General features: G+C 72.5%; 17 protein-coding genes and 1 pseudogene. 9 read left to right on the top strand and 9 right to left on the bottom strand.

The window, feature by feature from the left end; translation table 11 throughout:
* Window positions 1-3 precede the first annotated feature (3 nt).
* From ACFV6X_RS16575 to ACFV6X_RS16565, 3 genes are read left to right on the top strand one after another with little or no spacing between them, the layout of a single operon-like run.
* Entirely contained in the window at window positions 4-759 is a 756-nt protein-coding gene (locus tag ACFV6X_RS16575; RefSeq protein ID WP_365459036.1) for a (Fe-S)-binding protein, read from the top strand.
* Window positions 756-2240 (top strand): lactate utilization protein B, encoded by a 1485-nt coding sequence (locus tag ACFV6X_RS16570; RefSeq protein ID WP_385383601.1) that lies wholly within the window; start codon window positions 756-758, stop codon window positions 2238-2240. Before ACFV6X_RS16575 ends, ACFV6X_RS16570 begins: the two co-directional genes overlap by 4 nt.
* Complete coding sequence (locus tag ACFV6X_RS16565; protein ID WP_385383598.1) at window positions 2237-2905, top strand: lactate utilization protein C; 669 nt, start codon at window positions 2237-2239, stop codon at window positions 2903-2905. Before ACFV6X_RS16570 ends, ACFV6X_RS16565 begins: the two co-directional genes overlap by 4 nt.
* Here ACFV6X_RS16565 and ACFV6X_RS16560 read toward each other — a convergent pair.
* A pseudogene (locus tag ACFV6X_RS16560) lies at window positions 2878-3323 on the bottom strand (alpha-L-rhamnosidase C-terminal domain-containing protein); the annotation flags it as partial. The gene ACFV6X_RS16565 and the pseudogene ACFV6X_RS16560 overlap by 28 nt on opposite strands.
* Before the next feature lie 208 nt (window positions 3324-3531).
* On the opposite strand from ACFV6X_RS16560, the gene ACFV6X_RS16555 reads away from it, so the two are divergent.
* A complete protein-coding gene (locus tag ACFV6X_RS16555; protein WP_385383595.1) occupies window positions 3532-4686 on the top strand; it encodes an ABC transporter ATP-binding protein in 1155 nt (384 codons plus the stop codon).
* 55 nt (window positions 4687-4741) lie between these two features.
* Here ACFV6X_RS16555 and ACFV6X_RS16550 read toward each other — a convergent pair whose 3' ends face one another.
* The 3 genes from ACFV6X_RS16550 to ACFV6X_RS16540 are packed head-to-tail and all read right to left on the bottom strand — an operon-like array spanning window position 4742 to window position 7034.
* Window positions 4742-5692: an ABC transporter substrate-binding protein gene (locus ACFV6X_RS16550; protein WP_385383592.1), complete on the bottom strand. Its 951-nt coding sequence runs from the start codon at window positions 5690-5692 to the stop codon at window positions 4742-4744.
* Window positions 5689-6360, bottom strand: coding sequence for an ABC transporter permease (locus ACFV6X_RS16545; protein ID WP_385383589.1), 672 nt, complete (start codon window positions 6358-6360; stop codon window positions 5689-5691). Before ACFV6X_RS16545 ends, ACFV6X_RS16550 begins: the two co-directional genes overlap by 4 nt.
* Window positions 6357-7034, bottom strand: coding sequence for an ABC transporter permease (locus tag ACFV6X_RS16540; RefSeq protein ID WP_385383586.1), 678 nt, complete (start codon window positions 7032-7034; stop codon window positions 6357-6359). Before ACFV6X_RS16540 ends, ACFV6X_RS16545 begins: the two co-directional genes overlap by 4 nt.
* A gap of 167 nt (window positions 7035-7201) precedes the next feature.
* Here ACFV6X_RS16540 and ACFV6X_RS16535 point away from each other — a divergent pair, with 167 nt between their 5' ends.
* Both ACFV6X_RS16535 and ACFV6X_RS16530 read left to right on the top strand, forming a co-directional pair.
* Window positions 7202-7987 carry an ABC transporter ATP-binding protein gene (locus ACFV6X_RS16535; RefSeq protein WP_385383583.1) on the top strand — a complete coding sequence of 262 codons (786 nt, stop codon included), beginning with the start codon at window positions 7202-7204 and terminating at the stop codon, window positions 7985-7987.
* A gap of 3 nt (window positions 7988-7990) precedes the next feature.
* Window positions 7991-9301 carry an FtsX-like permease family protein gene (locus ACFV6X_RS16530; RefSeq protein WP_385383580.1) on the top strand — a complete coding sequence of 437 codons (1311 nt, stop codon included), beginning with the start codon at window positions 7991-7993 and terminating at the stop codon, window positions 9299-9301.
* Between the two features lie 324 nt (window positions 9302-9625).
* On the opposite strand, the gene ACFV6X_RS16525 is transcribed toward ACFV6X_RS16530, so the two are convergent.
* A complete protein-coding gene (locus ACFV6X_RS16525; RefSeq protein ID WP_385383577.1) occupies window positions 9626-10204 on the bottom strand; it encodes a TetR/AcrR family transcriptional regulator in 579 nt (192 codons plus the stop codon).
* A 144-nt stretch (window positions 10205-10348) separates the two neighbouring features.
* Here ACFV6X_RS16525 and ACFV6X_RS16520 point away from each other — a divergent pair, with 144 nt between their 5' ends.
* Both ACFV6X_RS16520 and ACFV6X_RS16515 read left to right on the top strand, forming a co-directional pair.
* Entirely contained in the window at window positions 10349-11206 is an 858-nt protein-coding gene (locus ACFV6X_RS16520; RefSeq protein WP_385383574.1) for an AAA family ATPase, read from the top strand.
* Entirely contained in the window at window positions 11203-12555 is a 1353-nt protein-coding gene (locus ACFV6X_RS16515; protein ID WP_385383572.1) for a VWA domain-containing protein, read from the top strand. Before ACFV6X_RS16520 ends, ACFV6X_RS16515 begins: the two co-directional genes overlap by 4 nt.
* On the opposite strand, the gene ACFV6X_RS16510 is transcribed toward ACFV6X_RS16515, so the two are convergent.
* A complete protein-coding gene (locus ACFV6X_RS16510; RefSeq protein WP_385383569.1) occupies window positions 12556-13257 on the bottom strand; it encodes an SDR family oxidoreductase in 702 nt (233 codons plus the stop codon).
* A 189-nt stretch (window positions 13258-13446) separates the two neighbouring features.
* Here ACFV6X_RS16510 and ACFV6X_RS16505 point away from each other — a divergent pair, with 189 nt between their 5' ends.
* Window positions 13447-14421 (top strand): NAD(P)-dependent alcohol dehydrogenase, encoded by a 975-nt coding sequence (locus tag ACFV6X_RS16505; protein WP_385383567.1) that lies wholly within the window; start codon window positions 13447-13449, stop codon window positions 14419-14421.
* A gap of 45 nt (window positions 14422-14466) precedes the next feature.
* On the opposite strand, the gene ACFV6X_RS16500 is transcribed toward ACFV6X_RS16505, so the two are convergent.
* From ACFV6X_RS16500 to ACFV6X_RS16490, 3 genes are all read right to left on the bottom strand, one after another.
* Complete coding sequence (locus tag ACFV6X_RS16500; protein ID WP_365448657.1) at window positions 14467-14826, bottom strand: cupin domain-containing protein; 360 nt, start codon at window positions 14824-14826, stop codon at window positions 14467-14469.
* Window positions 14827-14956: 130 nt separating this feature from the next.
* A complete protein-coding gene (locus ACFV6X_RS16495) occupies window positions 14957-15934 on the bottom strand; it encodes a threo-3-hydroxy-L-aspartate ammonia-lyase (protein ID WP_385383564.1) in 978 nt (325 codons plus the stop codon).
* Window positions 15931-16614 (bottom strand): transcriptional regulator, encoded by a 684-nt coding sequence (locus ACFV6X_RS16490; RefSeq protein ID WP_385383561.1) that lies wholly within the window; start codon window positions 16612-16614, stop codon window positions 15931-15933. Before ACFV6X_RS16490 ends, ACFV6X_RS16495 begins: the two co-directional genes overlap by 4 nt.
* Window positions 16615-16933 lie beyond the last annotated feature (319 nt).

Raw genomic sequence — 16933 nt, 5'->3', positions numbered from 1 at the left:
GCGATGCGTGTCGCCCTGTTCCTGACCTGTGTCAACGACACGCTCTATCCGGACACGGGGCGCGCCGTGGTGAAACTGCTGACCAGACTGGGCGTCGAGGTCGACTTCCCGATGGCCCAGACCTGCTGCGGGCAGGCCCACTACAACACGGGCTACCGACGTGAGGCGGAGCCGCTGGCCCGGCATTTCTCCGATGTCTTCGGGGAGTACGAGGCGATCGTGACGCCGTCCGGGTCGTGCGGGGCGATGGTGCGGGAGCTGTATCCACGGATCGGCGCGCGGGCCCGCGCCGAGGGGCGGGGGAGCACGCTGGCGACCGCCCTGGCGCCGGTGGTGCACAAGACGTACGAACTCACCGAGTTCCTGGTGGATGTGCTGGGGGTGACGGACGTGGGGGCGCACTACCCGCACCGGGTGACGTACCACCCCACCTGTCACGGGCTGCGCGGGCTGCGTCTGGGTGACCGGCCGCGCAGGCTGCTGGAGGCGGTGAAGGGACTGGAGCTGGTCGAGTTGCCGGGCGCGGACGAGTGCTGCGGTTTCGGGGGCACCTTCGCGCTGAAGAACGCCGACGTCTCGGCGGCCATGGGGGCCGACAAGGTGCGCAACGCCGAGTCGACGGGCGCCGGGGTGCTGTGCGCGGCGGACAACTCCTGTCTGATGCACATCGGCGGCACCATGACCCGGCTCGGCACCGGGATGCGGCCGGTGCACATCGCGGAGATCCTGGCGAGCACGGAGGAGGAACCGGCACTGTGAGCGGAACCTTTGTCGGCATGCCGGCCTTTCCGGCGGCCGCGCGCGAGGCGGTGCGAAATCCCACCCTGCGCGGCAATCTGCGGCACGCCACGCACACCATCCGCGCCAAACGCGAGAAGGCGGTCTCCGAGGTCTCGGACTGGGCACAGCTGCGCGAGGCGGGACGGCGGATCAAGGACCACACGCTGCGTCACCTCGACCACTATCTGGTGCAGTTGGAGGAGGCGGTGACGGCGGCGGGCGGCACCGTCCACTGGGCCGTCGACGCCGACGAGGCCAACCGGATCGTCGCCGGCCTGGTCAAGGAGACCGGCGAGTCCGAGGTCGTCAAGGTCAAGTCGATGGCCACGCAGGAGATCGGGCTCAACGAGGCGCTGGAGGCGGAGGGCATCCGGGCGTACGAGACGGATCTCGCCGAGCTGATCGTGCAGCTGGGCGAGGACCGGCCCTCGCACATCCTGGTCCCGGCGATCCACCGCAACCGCGGTGAGATCCGGGACATCTTCGCCCACGAGATGGCGAAGTGGGGCCGCCCGGCGCCCGACGGCCTCAGCGACACGCCCGCCGAACTGGCCGAGGCCGCCCGGCTGCACCTGCGCGAGAAGTTCTTGCGCGCCAAGGTCGGCATCTCCGGCGCCAACTTCATGGTCGCCGAGACGGGCACGCTGGTGGTCGTCGAGTCCGAGGGCAACGGACGGATGTGCCTCACCCTCCCCGAGACGCTGATCTCGGTCGTCGGCATCGAGAAGCTCGTGCCGACCTGGCGGGACCTGGAGGTGTTCCTGCAGACCCTGCCCCGCTCCTCGACGGCCGAGCGCATGAACCCGTACACCAGCATGTGGACCGGCACGACGGACGGAGACGGGCCGCGCGCCTTCCATCTGGTGCTGCTCGACAACGGCCGGACCGACACGCTCGCCGACGAGGTCGGCCGCCAGGCCCTGCGCTGCATCCGCTGCTCGGCGTGTCTCAACGTGTGCCCGGTCTACGAGCGGGCGGGCGGTCACGCGTACGGCTCGGTCTACCCGGGCCCGATCGGCGCCATCCTCAGCCCTCAACTGCGGGGCACGGCGAGCGAGATCGACGCCTCGCTGCCGTACGCGTCCTCGCTGTGCGGGGCCTGCTACGACGTCTGCCCGGTGGCCATCGACATCCCCGAGGTGCTGGTGCATCTGCGGGAGCGGGTGGTGGCGGGCGGCCCGGTGGTCCGCGGCGGCAACAAGGTCGTGCTCAAGCCGGCCAAGGGGCATGCCGCCGAGCGGGCGGCGATGCGGGCGGCCCGCTGGGCGTTCGCCCACCCAGGCGTCCTGCGCACCGGTCAGCGGCTCGCCTCGCGCACCCGGCGCTTCCATCCGCGCACCCTCCCGGGGCCGGGCGGCGCGTGGAGCGGGACCCGGGATCTGCCGACGGTGCCGGCGGAGCCGTTCCGGGACTGGTGGCAGCGCACGCACGGCGGCAGCGGAAAGGACGGGGCGAAGTGAGCAGCAGGGACCGGATCCTGGGTCGGGTGCGGCGCGCGCTGGCGGACGTCGGGCAGGACGGCACGCCGTACGAGCAGGCGGTTCCGCGGGACTATCTGCGCGAGCACGGCGAGCGCGATGCGGGGCGGACGGTGGATCTGCTGGCGGAGAACCTCGCGGACTACCGGGCGATCGTGCACCGCACGGACGAGGAGGAACTGCCGTACCTGATCATGCGGCTGCTGGCCGAGCGGGGACCGCGGTACGTGCTCGTGCCTCCCGGGCTGCCGCCCGAGTGGATGTCCGCGGCTGATCCCACCCGTGTGCACGACCGCGCCGTGAGCACACCGCACGAGCTGGACAAGGTCGCCAGCGTGGTCACCGGCTGCGCGCTCGCCATCGCCGAGACCGGCACCCTCGTCCTGGACGGCGGCCCCGACCAGGGCCGCCGCCGCATCACGCTCGTACCGGACCACCACATCTGCGTCGTACGCGTTCCCGACCAGGTCGTGGCCTCCGTGCCGCAGGCCCTCGAACGCCTCGACCCGGTCCGTCCGCTGACGTGGATCTCCGGTCCGTCGGCGACCAGCGACATCGAGCTGGACCGGGTCGAGGGGGTGCACGGTCCGCGCACCCTGGAGGTGGTGCTGGTGGGCGATCAGGCGAGCGCCGACGTCACCTCGTAGCGCCCGGACGGGAGCCGGTAGGAGGCGGTGCCGTCCGTGAAGTCCAGGAACTCCACGCCCCGGACGCGGGAGAGGGGGGTCCTGCCCTCGCGGACGGAGGCCGGATCGGCGGCCGGGACGCGCAGGGTCGCCGTGCTGTTGGCGGGCACGGCGGCGCGGTAGGCCAGGCGGTGGCCGGCCGCCGTCCAGGCGCTGACGATCTCGCCGTACGCGACAGGTGCGAGGCGGCGACCTGGGTGATCCGCCCCGTCGGGTCGAGGTGCGGCCGGAGGAAGAAGTGCTTGAAGCCGGGGTGCGCCGGGTCCTTCGCGATGCCGGCCATGCTCTCGTACATCCACTCCATGATCGCGCCGTAGGAGTAGTGGTTGAACGAGTTCATCTCGACCGGGCCGAAGCCGTCCTCCTCGGAGTACGAGTTTCAGTCGGTCGGCGGTTGAAGCTAGTGGCAGCTGGGGCAGGTGCCCACCACGCCAGCAGCTTGAATGTCCGGCAGTTTTCGGGGGAAGTGCCCGGAACAGGAGTTGACATCCCCGGGATTGAAACCGTTCAAAAACGGAGTCAGCCATTCGGCAGGTGCCGGTCCGCACGGAGGAGCGCGCTGCGGGCGCCACGGCTAGCGTGAGGTCATGATCCGGTTCGAGCAGGTCACCAAGCGGTACCCGGACGGCACGGCCGCGGTGGACGAGCTCTCCTTCGAGGTGGCCGAGGGCGAACTCGTCACGCTCGTCGGCCCGTCGGGCTGCGGCAAGACGACGACCATGATGATGGTCAACCGGCTGATCGAGCCGTCCTCGGGCCGGATCCTGGTGGACGGCGAGGACATCGCCTCGGTCGATCCGGTACGGCTGCGGCGGCGCATCGGCTACGTCATCCAACAGGTCGGCCTCTTCCCGCACCGCACCGTCCTCGACAACACGGCGACCGTGCCGTCACTGGTCGGCTGGAAGCGGACGAAGGCGCGGACGCGGGCCGCGGAGCTGCTCGAACTGGTCGGGCTGGATCCGAAGACGTACGGGCCGCGCTACCCGCACCAGTTGTCGGGCGGCCAGCGGCAGCGGGTCGGGGTGGCACGGGCGCTGGCGGCGGACCCGCCGGTGCTGCTGATGGACGAGCCGTTCGGGGCGGTCGACCCGGTGGTGCGGGAGCAGTTGCAGGACGAGTTCCTGCGGATGCAGGCCGCGGTGCGCAAGACGGTGCTGATGGTCACGCACGACATCGAGGAGGCGGTGCGGCTCGGTGACCGGATCGCCGTGTACGGGCAGGGGCGGATCGAACAGTTCGACACGCCCGGGGCGGTGCTGGGCACACCGGCGTCGCCGTACGTCGCCGAGTTCGTCGGCGCCGACCGGGGGCTGAAGCGGCTGTCGGTGACCGCGATCGAGCCCGGCGATCTGGAACAGCCGCCCGTCGCGCACCTGGACGAGCCGTCCGGCCGGGCGGCGCGGCGGCTGCGGGCCGAGGGTGCCCGGTGGGCGGTGGTCCTGGACGCGCGCGGCGACCTGCACGGCTGGGTCGGGCTGGACGAGCTCGGCACGAGCGCCTCCGTCGGGGACCTGGCCCACCGTATGAACGCCTGGGTCCCGGTGGGCGCCCCGCTGAAACAGGCCTTCGGCGTGATGCTCCAGCACGACGCCGGCTGGGTCGCGGTGCTTCAGGGCTCCCGCTTCCTCGGCGTCCTGACCCCCGCCAAGCTGCACGAGGCCCTGCGCCGCTCGGTGGACGCGGACGCCCAGGGCGTGTCAAGGGAACAGGTGGACTTCGACTCGGTGGCGGACGCGTGAGACCGGTGGCACGCCCACGCGACCGCCGTCCCGCTCATCGGCGGGCGTACCGGCGTCACTTCAGGAGGCCCTTGTCCTCCAGGTAGGTGCGGGCCACGTCGGTGGTCAGGCGGCGCCAGCTGTCCACCTGCTGGTTCATGGAGGCGAGGTCGGCCGTGTTGAGGACGGCGTTGAGCTTGTCGAGGGCCTTGGCGACGCCGGGGGCGCCGGCGCGGGCACGGTTGACGACCGGGACGACGTGGTCGGCGTTCTGCAGGTGCTTGTCGTCGGCGAGGATCACCAGGCCGAACTCGCCGAGGGTGGCGTCCGTCGTGGTGGTGAGGACCATCTGGTCGTGACCGCTCTGCACCGCCCGTTTGGCCTGCGTGGTGCCGACGCCCTTGGGGTCGACGGCGACGATGTCGATGCCGTAGACCTTGCGCAGACCGGGGGCGCAGTAGGGCCGCTGCACGCACTCGTCGCCCGCCGCGAGCCGTACTCGCAGACCGGATCCGCCCAGGTCGCTGAGGGTCTTGAGGTGGTGTCGGCGTGCGTACGACGCGCTCACCGCGAAGGCGTTCTGGTCGACCGCCCGGCCCGGGTTCAGGACGGTCAGGCCGCGCGGCGTCGCCAGTCCGCGCAGGGCCTTCATGGTGGCGGCCAGGTCGGGTGAGCCGACCGGCGGTGCGTCGGGGCCGTTGGTCTTGGCGTTGAGCCAGTCGGCGAAGGTGGCCGCGTACTCCGGGACGACGTCGATCTGGCCCGATTCCAGGGCGGGTTCGTACAGCTCGCGGTTGGCGACGGTGATCAGGGACGTCCGGTAGCCGGCCTGGTCCAGCAGCAGGGCGTACATCTGGGCGAGCAGGTCGCTCTCGGTGAACCCGGCGGAGCCGACGGTCAGGTGGTGGCTGTCGCCGGGCGGCGCGGTCAACTCGCCCTGGCTCTCCAGGGAGGGGCCGGTGGAGCAGCCGGTCGCCAGGAGCAGAAGCGCGGCCGCCGGCCGAATACGGCCTCTTCCGGCGTTCACGGTGTTCCCCTCGCCCACGCCGGTGCCAGGCGTTCGGCGATCTCGAAGAGTCCTTCGACGATCAGGGCGAACACGGCGACGAGCACCGCGCCGCCCACCACCATCGGCGTACTGGCGAGGTTGAAGCCGGCCGTGATGATCCGGCCCAGGCCGCCCCCGCCCGCCAGGGCGGCGATGGTGGCGGTCGCGACGAGCTGCACGGCGGCGACGCGCATCCCGTTCAGGATCATCGGGGAGGCCAGCGGCACTTCGACCCGGAGCATCACCTGGCGTCCCGTCATCCCCATGCCCCGCGCGGCCTGCACGGTGCTGCGGTCGACCTCGCGCATGCCGACGTACGCGTTCGTCAGGAGGGGAGGTACGGCGAACAGCACCAGGGCGACGACCGTGGGTCCCTCGCCCCAGGCACCGACGGGGGTCAGCAGCAGCAGGACCAGCACCGCGAAGGTGGGGACGGCGCGGCCGACGTTGGAGATGTTGACCGCGAGCGCCCCGCCCTTGCCGAGGTGGCCGAGGACCACGGCGACGGGCAGGGCGATCAGGCAGCTGACGATCAGGCAGACCACCGTGAGCACCAGGTGCTGGAGCAGCCGCTGCCAGATGCCGTCGGCGCCCGACCAGTGCGCGGGGTCGGTGAGCCAGTCCCAGGTCTCGGTGAGCGTGTTCATGCACGGGCCCTCGTCCAGGGGGTGATCAGCCGCTGGACCCCCAGCAGGAGCAGGTCGGCCGCGACCGCGATGACCACGCACAGCACGGAGGCCGTCAGCACCTGTGCCTTGAAGAAGGTGTTCATGCCCGCGTAGATGAGATTGCCGAGCCCGCCGAAGCCGACGATGGCGCCGACCGTCACCAGCGAGACCGCGGACACGGTGGCGATGCGCAGCCCGGCCATGGCGGCCGGCAGGGCGAGCGGCAGCTCGACGGTCAGGAGGAGGCGGATCGGTCCGTAGCCCATGCCACGGGCGGCCTGCCGGGTCTCCTCGGGCACGGCCCGCAGGCCGGCGAGAACGTTGCGGACCAGCAGGGTCAGCGAGTACAGGACCAGCCCGGCGATCACCAGGGTCGCCGAGAGTCCGTAGGCGGGGAGCAGCAACGAGAACATCGCCAGGGACGGGATCGTATAAAGGATCGTCGTCACACCGAGCACGGGACCGGCCGCCCAGCCCCAGCGGCGGGCCAGCACCGCGAGCGGCAGGGCGAGGGCGAGACCGATCAGCACCGAGACGGACGTCAGCTGGAGGTGCTGGCCCACGGCGTCGAGGAGGATCTCGCGGCGGGTGCTCAGATAGTCGCCGCAGATCCATTCGTTGCGCGCGAGGCAGTCGTCCGGGGGCGCGGTCACCCGTCCATTGCATCGGGCGGCCTGCCGGGTCGGCTTGTTCTGGTGACCCGTCCGGGGTGTCGCCGAGTACACCCCGCGATACGGGTTCTGCGCCCCGTGTGCCCGGTCCGCGCCGTCCGTAGCGTCATGGACGAGGCACAGGGAGTGCCGTACGGAGGGCGACGACGATGTTTCGCACCAGCTCACGACAGAGGCACGAGACGGGGCCCGCCGCTCAGGCGCTGCGGCTGGTCAAGGTGACCAAGTCCTATGGCAGCGGCGACGGCGCGGTGACCGCGCTGGACGGCGTGACGCTCGCTCTGGCGCGCGGCACCTTCACCGCCGTGATGGGCCCGTCGGGCTCGGGCAAGTCCACGCTGCTGCAGTGCGCGGCGGGGCTCGACCGGCCGGACAGCGGCATCGTGCACGTGGACGGCGCCGAGATGACCGGGGGGACGGAGGCCGAGCTGACGAGGTTCCGGCGGGAGCGGGTCGGTTTCGTCTTCCAGCAGTACAACCTGCTCGACACCCTCACCGTCGCGCAGAACACGGTGCTGCCGCTGCGGCTCGCCGGGCGGCGGGTGGACCGGCGGCGGGCCCAGGAGGTGCTGACGGCGGTCGGGCTCGGCGACCGGCTCGGGCACCGGCCCGCCCAGTTGTCCGGTGGTCAGCGCCAGCGCGTCGCGATCGCCCGCGCGCTGGTGACCGAACCCCGGGTGGTCTTCGCGGACGAGCCGACGGGCGCGCTGGACTCGCGCAGCGCCCGGGACGTGCTGCGGCTGCTGCGGGACACGGTGCGGGTGCACGGGCGGACCGTGGTGATGGTGACGCACGACCCGGTCGCCGCCTCCTACGCCGACTCGGTGCTGTTCCTGGCCGACGGGCGGCTGGCCGGACGGCTGGACGCGCCGACGCCGGACGCGGTGGCCGAGCGGCTGGCGCACCTGGGCGACGACGTCGCGGCGGGGGTGTGAGCGATGTTCGTACTGGCGATGCGGTCGATCCGGCACCGCCCCGGACGGTTCCTCGCGACGCTGCTGGCGGCGTTCCTCGGCGCGGCGATCATCATGACGTTCAACTCGCTGCACGACACGGCCGGGCAGTCCGGCGTGGACCCGGTGAGCGCCGAGACGCTGACCATCTCGGCGAGCGTGGTCGGCGGTTACGGCACGCTGCTCGTCTTCTTCGCGGTCGCGTCCACCCTGACGGTCAACGTGCGGCAACGGGCCGCCGAGCTGGAGCTGCTGCGCTGCTCGGGGGCGACACCGGGGCAGCTGCGGCGGATGGTGGTGGGTGAGGCGGTGGCCGTCGCCCTGCTGGGTGCCACGCCGGCGATCGGCCCGGCGGTGCTGGGCGGGCGGGTGCTGCTGGAGGTGTTCCAGGACAGCGGTCAGGTCGCGGAGCCGGTCGGCGCCGCCTTCGGGCCGGTCGCGCTGTCCTCGGGCCTCGGCGTCACCCTGCTCGCGTCGGCGGGCGCGGCCTACCTCGCGGTACGGCGGGCCACACACAGGCGGGAACCGCGGGGCCGGGCGCGGACGTTCCTCGCGTACGGCGCTCTGGTGGCCGGTGCCGCGTCGGTGACCTCGGCGTTCGCGTTCTCGGCGTCCGACGAGGCGTTGATGGCCCCGTGCGCGTACGGGGCGATCCTGCTGTCGGTGGGGTTCGCGTCGCTGTCGCCGCGGCTGCTGAAGGGTGTGCTGGGCGGGCTGTCGCCGAGCGGTGCGAGCGGCTGGCTGGCGGTGCGCAATCTGCGCGAGCGGGCCGCGCGGCTCGCCGGGATCCTGGTGTCGCTGGTCCTGTTCACCGCGGTGTCCACGGCGACGCTGACGATGCAGGCCGTGGAGAGCGAGGCGATCGAGTCCTCGGGGCTGGTGAAGTCGGTCGACGCCAAGAACCTGGAGACGCTCAACTTCACGGTCGTCGGCATCATCGTGGTGTTCGTGTGCGTGATGCTGGTCAACTCGCTGTACGCGGCGACCACCTACCGGGCCCGGGAGTTCGGGCAGCAGCGCCTCGCGGGGGCGACGCCGGGGCAGGTGCTGGGGATGGTCGGCGCCGAAGGACTGGTCCTGACCCTCACGGGCGCCTTCTTCGGCACGCTGGCCGCGCTGGCCGGAATCGTCCCGTTCACGGTCGTGCGCACCGACGAGGTGCTGCCCGGGCAGACGCTGGGCATCTGGGCGGCCGTCGTCGCGACCGCGGCGACCGTGACGCTGGGGACGAGCCTGCTGACGGCCCGGCGGGTGCTGAGGACACCGGCGGTGGGGGCGGTGGCGGTGACCGCGTGAGCGGCGAGGACACAAAAGGGTGGGTGGCTGCTTCGGCGGCCACCCGCTCGCCATGCTCCGCAGGCCGCCGGTGCCGCTTCGCAGGCCGCGCGTCCAGCTTCACGGCCTGCCGTTCCGGCGTCGCGGCCTGCCGTTCCGGCGTCGCGGCCCGCCGGTCCGACGTCGCAGCCCGTCCGGGCCTCGTGCCCGGCTGGGCGAGCCTCACAACGTGCCCCGTCCGGCCTCGCCCCCGCTTGGCTTGCCTCCCCACGCACCCGACCACCCTCCCCCCGGCTTGGCGAGCCCCGCAGTCCACCCTCCGCTGCGGCTCTTCGCCGGCATCCGCTACTTCACACCCGCCGCGTCCAGCAGTGCGCTCGCCGTCGCCGTTGTCAGGCCGTCGTCGAGTCTCTCCACGCGGGCGCCGGAGCGGGCGCTCGCGCCATCGAAGATCAGCAGGAGTTGCCGGGCGAGGAGCTCGGGATCCTGGGCGCCGCCGCGCTCGGCCTGGGTGCGGAAGAAGGTCTTCAGCCGCTCCTTGACGGCGCGGGCGACGACGCTCGCCGGGTGCTCGGGGTCCTTCAGCTCGATCAGTGCCGCGAGGTAGGGGCAGCCGTGGTAGTCGGCGCTCACCGAGGCCTCCTCCAGTAGTTCGAAGACGCGCAGGACCCGCTCCCGCGGGGGCCCGGCGTCCGCGTCCCCGGGCCCGGGCGCGAGCTGCGCCTCGTAGCGCGGGAGCTGCCGCTCCAGGCTCGCGGCGAGCATCTCGTCCTTGCTGTCGAAGAGCTGGTACATCGACCGCTTCGACACCCCGGCGGCCCGGCACAGCGCCTCGACGCCGATGGAGACGCCGTCGCGGTAGAACAGCTGTGCGGCGACGTCGAGCAGCCGGTCGCGGGGGGACGCCTTGTCTGTCGTGGCCATAGTGCGAGGTTACCGCGCGGACGCAGCAGAGGAAACCGATCGGTATACCGCGACCCGATCACGCCGGGCAAGGGGTGACAGGAGTGCTGAACAAGCGCTTAGATAGGAGCCGATCCCCGTCCGCCGCCACCGCCGGAGGCCCGGTTGTTCACTTCCGTCGACGATGTCTCCGCCCGCCTCGCCGAGACCGGCTACCTGGCGTCGCCCGCGGTCGCCACGACCGTCTTCCTCGCCGACCGCCTCGGCAAGCCGCTCCTGGTGGAGGGCCCGGCGGGCGTCGGCAAGACGGAGCTCGCCAAGGCCGTAGCCCAGGTCGCCGGGGCCCGGCTGGTACGGCTCCAGTGCTACGAGGGCGTGGACGAGTCCCGCGCGCTGTACGAGTGGAACCACGCCAAGCAGCTGCTGCGCATCAGCGCGGGCCGCGACGAGACGTGGGACGAGGCGCGCACCGACATCTTCAGCGAGGAGTTCCTGCTTCCGCGGCCCCTGCTCACCGCCATCCGCGGCGACGAGCCCAAGGTGCTGCTGATCGACGAGACCGACAAGGCCGACGTCGAGGTGGAGGGACTGCTGCTGGAGGTGCTGAGCGACTTCCAGGTCACCGTTCCGGAGCTGGGCACGGTCACCGCGACGCGCCGCCCCTTCGTGGTGCTCACGTCGAACGCGACCCGCGAGCTGTCGGAGGCGCTGCGCCGCCGCTGTCTGTTCCTCCACATCGGCTTCCCGGACGAGGAGCTGGAGCGCCGGATCGTCCGGCTGAAGGTGCCCGGCATCGACGCCGCGCTGGCCGGGTCGGTGGTCCGGGTGGTGGGCGCGCTGCGCGCGATGGATCTGCGCAAGGCACCGTCGGTCGCGGAGACCGTCGACTGGGCCCGCACCCTGCTGGCGCTGGGCGCCGCGACGCTGGACGAGAACGTGGTGCGCGACACCCTGGGTGTGCTCCTCAAGCACCAGGACGACGTGCTGAAGGCCGCGGCCAAGCTGGACCTGGACGCCGTATGACCTCCGACGTCGCCTCCCGGCTGACGGACTTCGTGGCCGCGCTGCGCGCGCACGGCGTCCGCGTCGGCACCGGCGAGACCGTGGACGCGGCGCGGGCGGTGCAGGCGCTGGGACTCGCCGACCGCGAGCTGCTGCGCGAGGGACTCGCCGCGACGCTGCTGCACACCCACGGGCAGCGGCCGGTGTTCGACCCGGTCTTCGACCTCTACTTCCCGCGCGGCGTGGGCGGCCCGGACAGTGCGGCGACGGACCGCGACGATCTGCGCGAGCGGCTCGCGGCGGCGCTCACCGCCGACGACGGCGCGCTGCTGGGCCGGTTGGCGATCGAGGCCGTCGACGGCTTCGGCGGGTACGGGAGTTCGCCGGGCTCGGACGGCTGGTCGGCGTACCAGGCACTGGACCGGATCCGCCCGCAGACGCTGCTCGCCCGGGTCCGCGCCGACGTGCGGGGCCGGGCGGGCGAGCCGGGGTTCGCGGACCGGCTGCTGGACGACGAGATCCGGCGGCGTATCGAGGCCTTCCGCGCCCTGGTGGGGGCGGAGGCACGGCGCCGGGTGGCCGAGCGACGGGGCCGCGACGAGATCGCGCGGCGCGCGGTGGCACCCACCGCCGACCGGGTCGACTTCCTGTACGCCGGCCAGGACCGGCTGGCTCAGCTGCGCCGGGCCGTGCAGCCGCTCGCCCGCAAGCTCGCCACCCGGCTGGCCGCCCGGCGTCGGCGGGCCGCGCGGGGCAGCATCGACCTGCGGCGCACCCTGCGCGGCTCGCTGTCCACGGGCGGCGTGCCGATGCGGCCGGTACTGCGCAGACGGCGTCCGGTCCGGCCCGAACTGGTGCTGCTGTGCGACGTGTCGGGCTCGGTGTCCGGCTTCTCGGACTTCACGATGCTGCTGGTGCAGGCGCTGCACGACCAGTTCAGCAAGCTGCGCGTGTTCGCGTTCGTCAACCGGATCGACGAGGTGACCGGGCTGCTGGTGCACGGCGCCGCCGATTCCGGGGGCCTGAGCGCGCGCATCCGCGCCGAGGCGACGCTCACCGGCTGGCACGGCAGCAGTGACTACGGCGTCTCGCTGGGCGAGTTCGCCGAGCGGTACGGCGACGCGGTGGGCCCGCGGACGACGGTGCTCGTCCTCGGCGACGCCCGGACGAACATGAGCGACCCGAACCTGGCGGCGCTGCGGCGGATCGGCGGGCGGGCCCGCCGCGTCCACTGGCTGAATCCCGAGCCGCGCTCCCAGTGGGGCACCGGCGACTCCGCCGCGCCCGCCTACGCCGAGCTCGTCGAGATGCACGAGTGCCGCAACGCCCGGCAGCTCAGCGGGCTGATCGCCCGCCTGCTGCCGGTCTGATCAGGCGGCGAGCTGCGGGTAGAGCGTCGCGAGGTCGGCCGACAGGCCCGCCTTGACCTGCCGCGAGATGTCGTCGGCCAGCACCTCGAACGCGCCCGACTCGATGCCGTCGAGGGCCTGCGCAGCGACGCTCTCGGGCGTGGACTTGGGGGCGTCGACCTTCGCCGCCATGTCGGTGTCGACGTAGCCGACGTGCAGGCCGGTGACCTCGATGCCGCGCGGCCTGAGGTCCAGGCGCAGGGAGTTGGTCTGCGACCAGAAGGCCGCCTTCGAGGCGCTGTAGGAGCCGGCGAGGCCGACCCACGACAGCACCGAGTGGAAGTTGAGGATGTGGCCGCCGCCGTTGCGCTCCAGGACCGGGACGAAGGCGCGGGTCACGAGGAGCGGTCCGAAGAAGTTGGTCTCGAACTCGCGGCGCACGTCCTCCACCGGCGAGTCGAGGAAGTTCGCGTTCACCGAGGCGCCCGCGTTGTTGATCAGGATCGTGACGTCCTGCGCCTGCGCGGCGGCGGCCGCGACGGACGCGGGATCGCTCACCTCCAGCGCGAGCGGTACGGCGTCGGGGTGCGTGACCGTGCGGGGGTCGCGGGCGGTGGCGTACACCTTTTCCGCGCCGCGCTCGTACAGGGCTGCCACCAGCGCCTTACCGATGCCGCGGCTGCCGCCGGTGACGAGGGCGACGGAGCCTTCGAGGGTGGTCATGGGTCTGCCTTACTGTCTCGGCGCCAGGGGAGGGCGGGGGAAACCGATCGGTTTCCCTCACCCTCCAGACTGTAAACCGATCGGTTTCCCGGGGCAAGTCGTCGGCTCTTCCGGGATGATTCGGGGTTCGACCCTGATGTGCGCGGCGCCGGTCCTTCCCTACGCTCGCCGCAACGGAGGGGGACACCCATGAAGGCAGTGGTTCAGGACCGGTACGGCGGATGGGACACGCTGGAGTGCCGGGAGGTCGCGCGGCCGGTGCCCGCGGCGGGCGAGGTGCTGGTGCGGGTGCGCGCGGCCTCGGTCAACGCCTACGACTGGCACTACATGCACGGCGACCCGAAGATCGCCCGCGCGGCGTTCGGGCTCCGCAGACCGAAGGCGGCCGTCCGCGGCCGGGACTTCGCCGGTGTGGTGGAAGCCGTCGGCGGCGCGGTCGAGGGACTGGCGCCCGGCGACGAGGTGTACGGCGAGGCCGACGGGGCGTTCGCGGAGTTCGTGTGTGTCGCGGACGGCGCGGTGGACCGCAAGCCGGGCCGCCTCACCTTCGAGGAGGCGGCCGCGATGCCGCTGGCCGCGAACACCGCGCTTGTCGGCCTGCGCGACGTGGCCGGAGTGCGGGCGGGCCAAACGGTGCTGGTCAACGGCGCGTCGGGCGGGGTGGGCACGTTCGCCGTGCAGATCGCCAAGGCGTACGGCGCGGAGGTCACCGGCGTGTGCAGCACGCGGAACGCGGACCTGGTCCGCTCGCTCGGCGCCGACCACGTCGTCGACTACACACGGGAGGACTTCACCCGCGCGGGGCGGCGCCACGACGTCGTGCTGGACCTGGTGGGCAACCGGTCCCTGGGCGAATTCCGGCGCGCCCTGACCCCGGACGGCACGCTCGTCCTGTCCGGCGGCGGCTTCTACGAGGGCGGCAGCCTCCTCGGCCCGATGGCGCTGTTCCTCAGGCGGCGCATGCTGGCGCCCTTCGTCGGCCAGCGACTGCTCGAACTCCCGGCGCGGGCGAGCAAGGAGAATCTCGCGGCGCTGCGGGACCTCGTCGAGTCGGGGCAGGTCACCCCGGTCGTGGAACGCACCTATCCGCTGAGCGAGGCACCACGGGCGATACGGCACCTGGAGGAGGAGCACGCGCGCGCGAAGATAGTCGTGGTGGTCTGAGGGCCGGTGCGGCGGGCGCACGGAGTCGTCCGTACGCCCCTCGCCCTACTCCCCCTTGGCGTAGTCCCGGGCCATGGATCCCGCGAAGTCGTAGACGATGACCTGCTCGTCCCCGACGACCCAGGCGTCGTGCCCGGGCGTGCAGACGAAGACGTCGCCGGGGCCGACCTCCTGTTCTGCGCCGTCGTCCATGCGCAGACGCATCCTGCCCTGGAGGACATAGCCGTTGTGGTGGATCTGGCAGGAGTCGGTGCCCGCGAGGGGCGCGACGGACTCCGTCCAGTGCCAGCCCGGCTCGAACGTGGCCACCGCGAAGTCCAGCCCCGAAAGGTGGACCGCTTCCAGGTGGCCGCGCGGGAAGTCGCGCCGCTCGTCCGGTTTGTCCAGCGTCTTCACCTCTAGCATGACCGCTCCTCCTTTCCGGCCGGGGCACCGGTCCGCGCCGCCCGCTCCGGGAGTTCGTGAGCGGCAGCGGCGACGGCCGAGCCCTCTTTCTCATCGTCCGCCCGCCCGGCCCGGGCCCGCCACCCAGCGCTCAGCCGGCGTTCCCGCAGAGGCGGGTGAAGCGGTCGGCGTCGATGTTGCCGCCGGAGACGATCACACCGATCCGGCGTGGCAGGCGCTCGACGCGGCCGGAGAGCAGGGCGGCGAGCGGGGTGGCGCCGCTGGGCTCGACGACGATCTTCAGCCGCTCGAAGGCGAACCTCATCGCGGCCCGGATCTCGTCGTCGGAGACCAGCGTGATGCCGTCGACGAGCCGCCGGTTGACGGAGAAGGTCAGCTCGCCCGGCGTGTACAGCGCCTGTCCGTCGGCGATGGTGTGCGGCACCGGGATGCTGACGCGCCGGCCCGCCTCCAGCGACCGCTTGGTGTCGTCGCCGGCCTCCGGCTCGACACCGATCACCCGGACATGGGGATGCAGCCCCTTGGCCGCGGTGGCACTGCCGGCGATCAGCCCGCCACCGCCGACCGGAGTGATCAGCGCGTCCAGCTCCCCCACCTCTTCGAGGAGTTCGAGCGCCGCGGTGCCCTGCCCGGCGATCACGTGCGGATGCTCGTACGGCGGGATGACGGTCAGGCCCCGCTCCGCGGCCAGGGCCTCGGCGAGGGCGACCCGGTCGCCGGTGTAGCGGTCGTACGTGACGATCTCGGCGCCGTATCCCTCGGTTGCGGCCCGTTTCGAGGCCGGGGCGTCGTCGGGCATCACGATCACCGCGGTGGTGCCCAGTTCGCGGGCGGCGAGGGCGACGGCCTGGGCGTGGTTGCCGGAGGAGTACGTGGCGATGCCCCGGGCCAGTTGCCCGGGCGTGAGCCGCGAGGCGGTGTTGTAGGCGCCGCGGAACTTGAAGGCGCCGACCCGCTGGAAGTTCTCGCATTTCAGGAGCACTTCGGCGCCGACCAGGCCGTCGAGGGTGCGGGAGCGCAGGACCGGCGTGCGGTGGGCGACGCCCTTCAGCCGCGCGGCGGCGTCCCGGACGTCGTCGAGGGTGACGGGCGGGGTGGAGGTCGTCACGGGCGGGCTCCTTCGGAAGCGGGGTCGGTCGTGGCGCGGGCCTGGGAGAGGTAGCTGTAGGCGGAGGCACGGGAGATCCCGAGGCGCGTGGCGACGTGCTCGACCGCGCGGCGGACCGCGAACACCCCGTGCTCGTCGAGGCCGCGGAAGAGTTCGAGACGCTCGGCGCGGTCGAGGCCGGCCCAGCTCTGGTGCTGCCGCAGCCGGTGGGCGTCGAGGATCGCGTCCACCACCGAGTCGATGTCGTTCCCGAAGGTGGTGACCGGCGCCTGAACCGCCTCGCCGGTACCGGCGAGCGCGCCGAGCAGTGCCTGGGCCTGCTGGACGGCGCCGGCGTCCAGGTTGACGCACAGGGCACCGAACACCGCGCCCGTGGAGTCGCGCAGCACCATTGTGGACGACTTGAGCAGTTGTCCGGCGCCGGTGCGGGTGACGTAGTTCAGCTCGTCGCGGGCCTCGTCGCCGCGGGCGAGCACGCGCATCCCGATCTCGCTCATCGCCCCGCCCACCGCCCGCCCGGTCACCGAACCGGCGACGGCGACCACCGACGTCTCCGGCCGCCGGTAGTCGTGCAGCACCACCTCGCACACCGGCCCGAAAGTGGCGGCGATGCCGTCGGCGACCGGGACCAGCGCGGCGAGGATCGCGTTCCGTTCGGCATCCAGGTCCGGCTCGGGCATCGGCCACCTCATTGGACTAGAAATCCAGTGCTTGGACGTGCAGTCTAAACGACCGGATCCCGAGGCAGCCAGGGGGACGGCGCAGACGAGCCCCTGACGTGCGCCGCGGTCGTTGACACCGCTCCGCGCCGTCGCCCGGAGACTCGCCTCCAGCAGTTTTGAACTCGCCTTCACTTGGCGAACACCCAGCGGACGACGGATTTGACCCCATGGCCCTCACCCGTGACCGTTCATCGGCGGCAAGGACGTGCCCGCCGCGTCCGGACTATTGAGGCGTTCTCCCACACCCGCTGGGTGACCCTGGCCACCGAGCACCCCC

Source organism: Streptomyces sp. NPDC059861 (assembly GCF_042731435.1).
Lineage (GTDB): Bacteria > Actinomycetota > Actinomycetes > Streptomycetales > Streptomycetaceae > Streptomyces.
The sequence above is the reverse complement of the archived record's forward strand: the minus strand, read 5'-3'. Positions and strand labels throughout refer to the sequence as shown.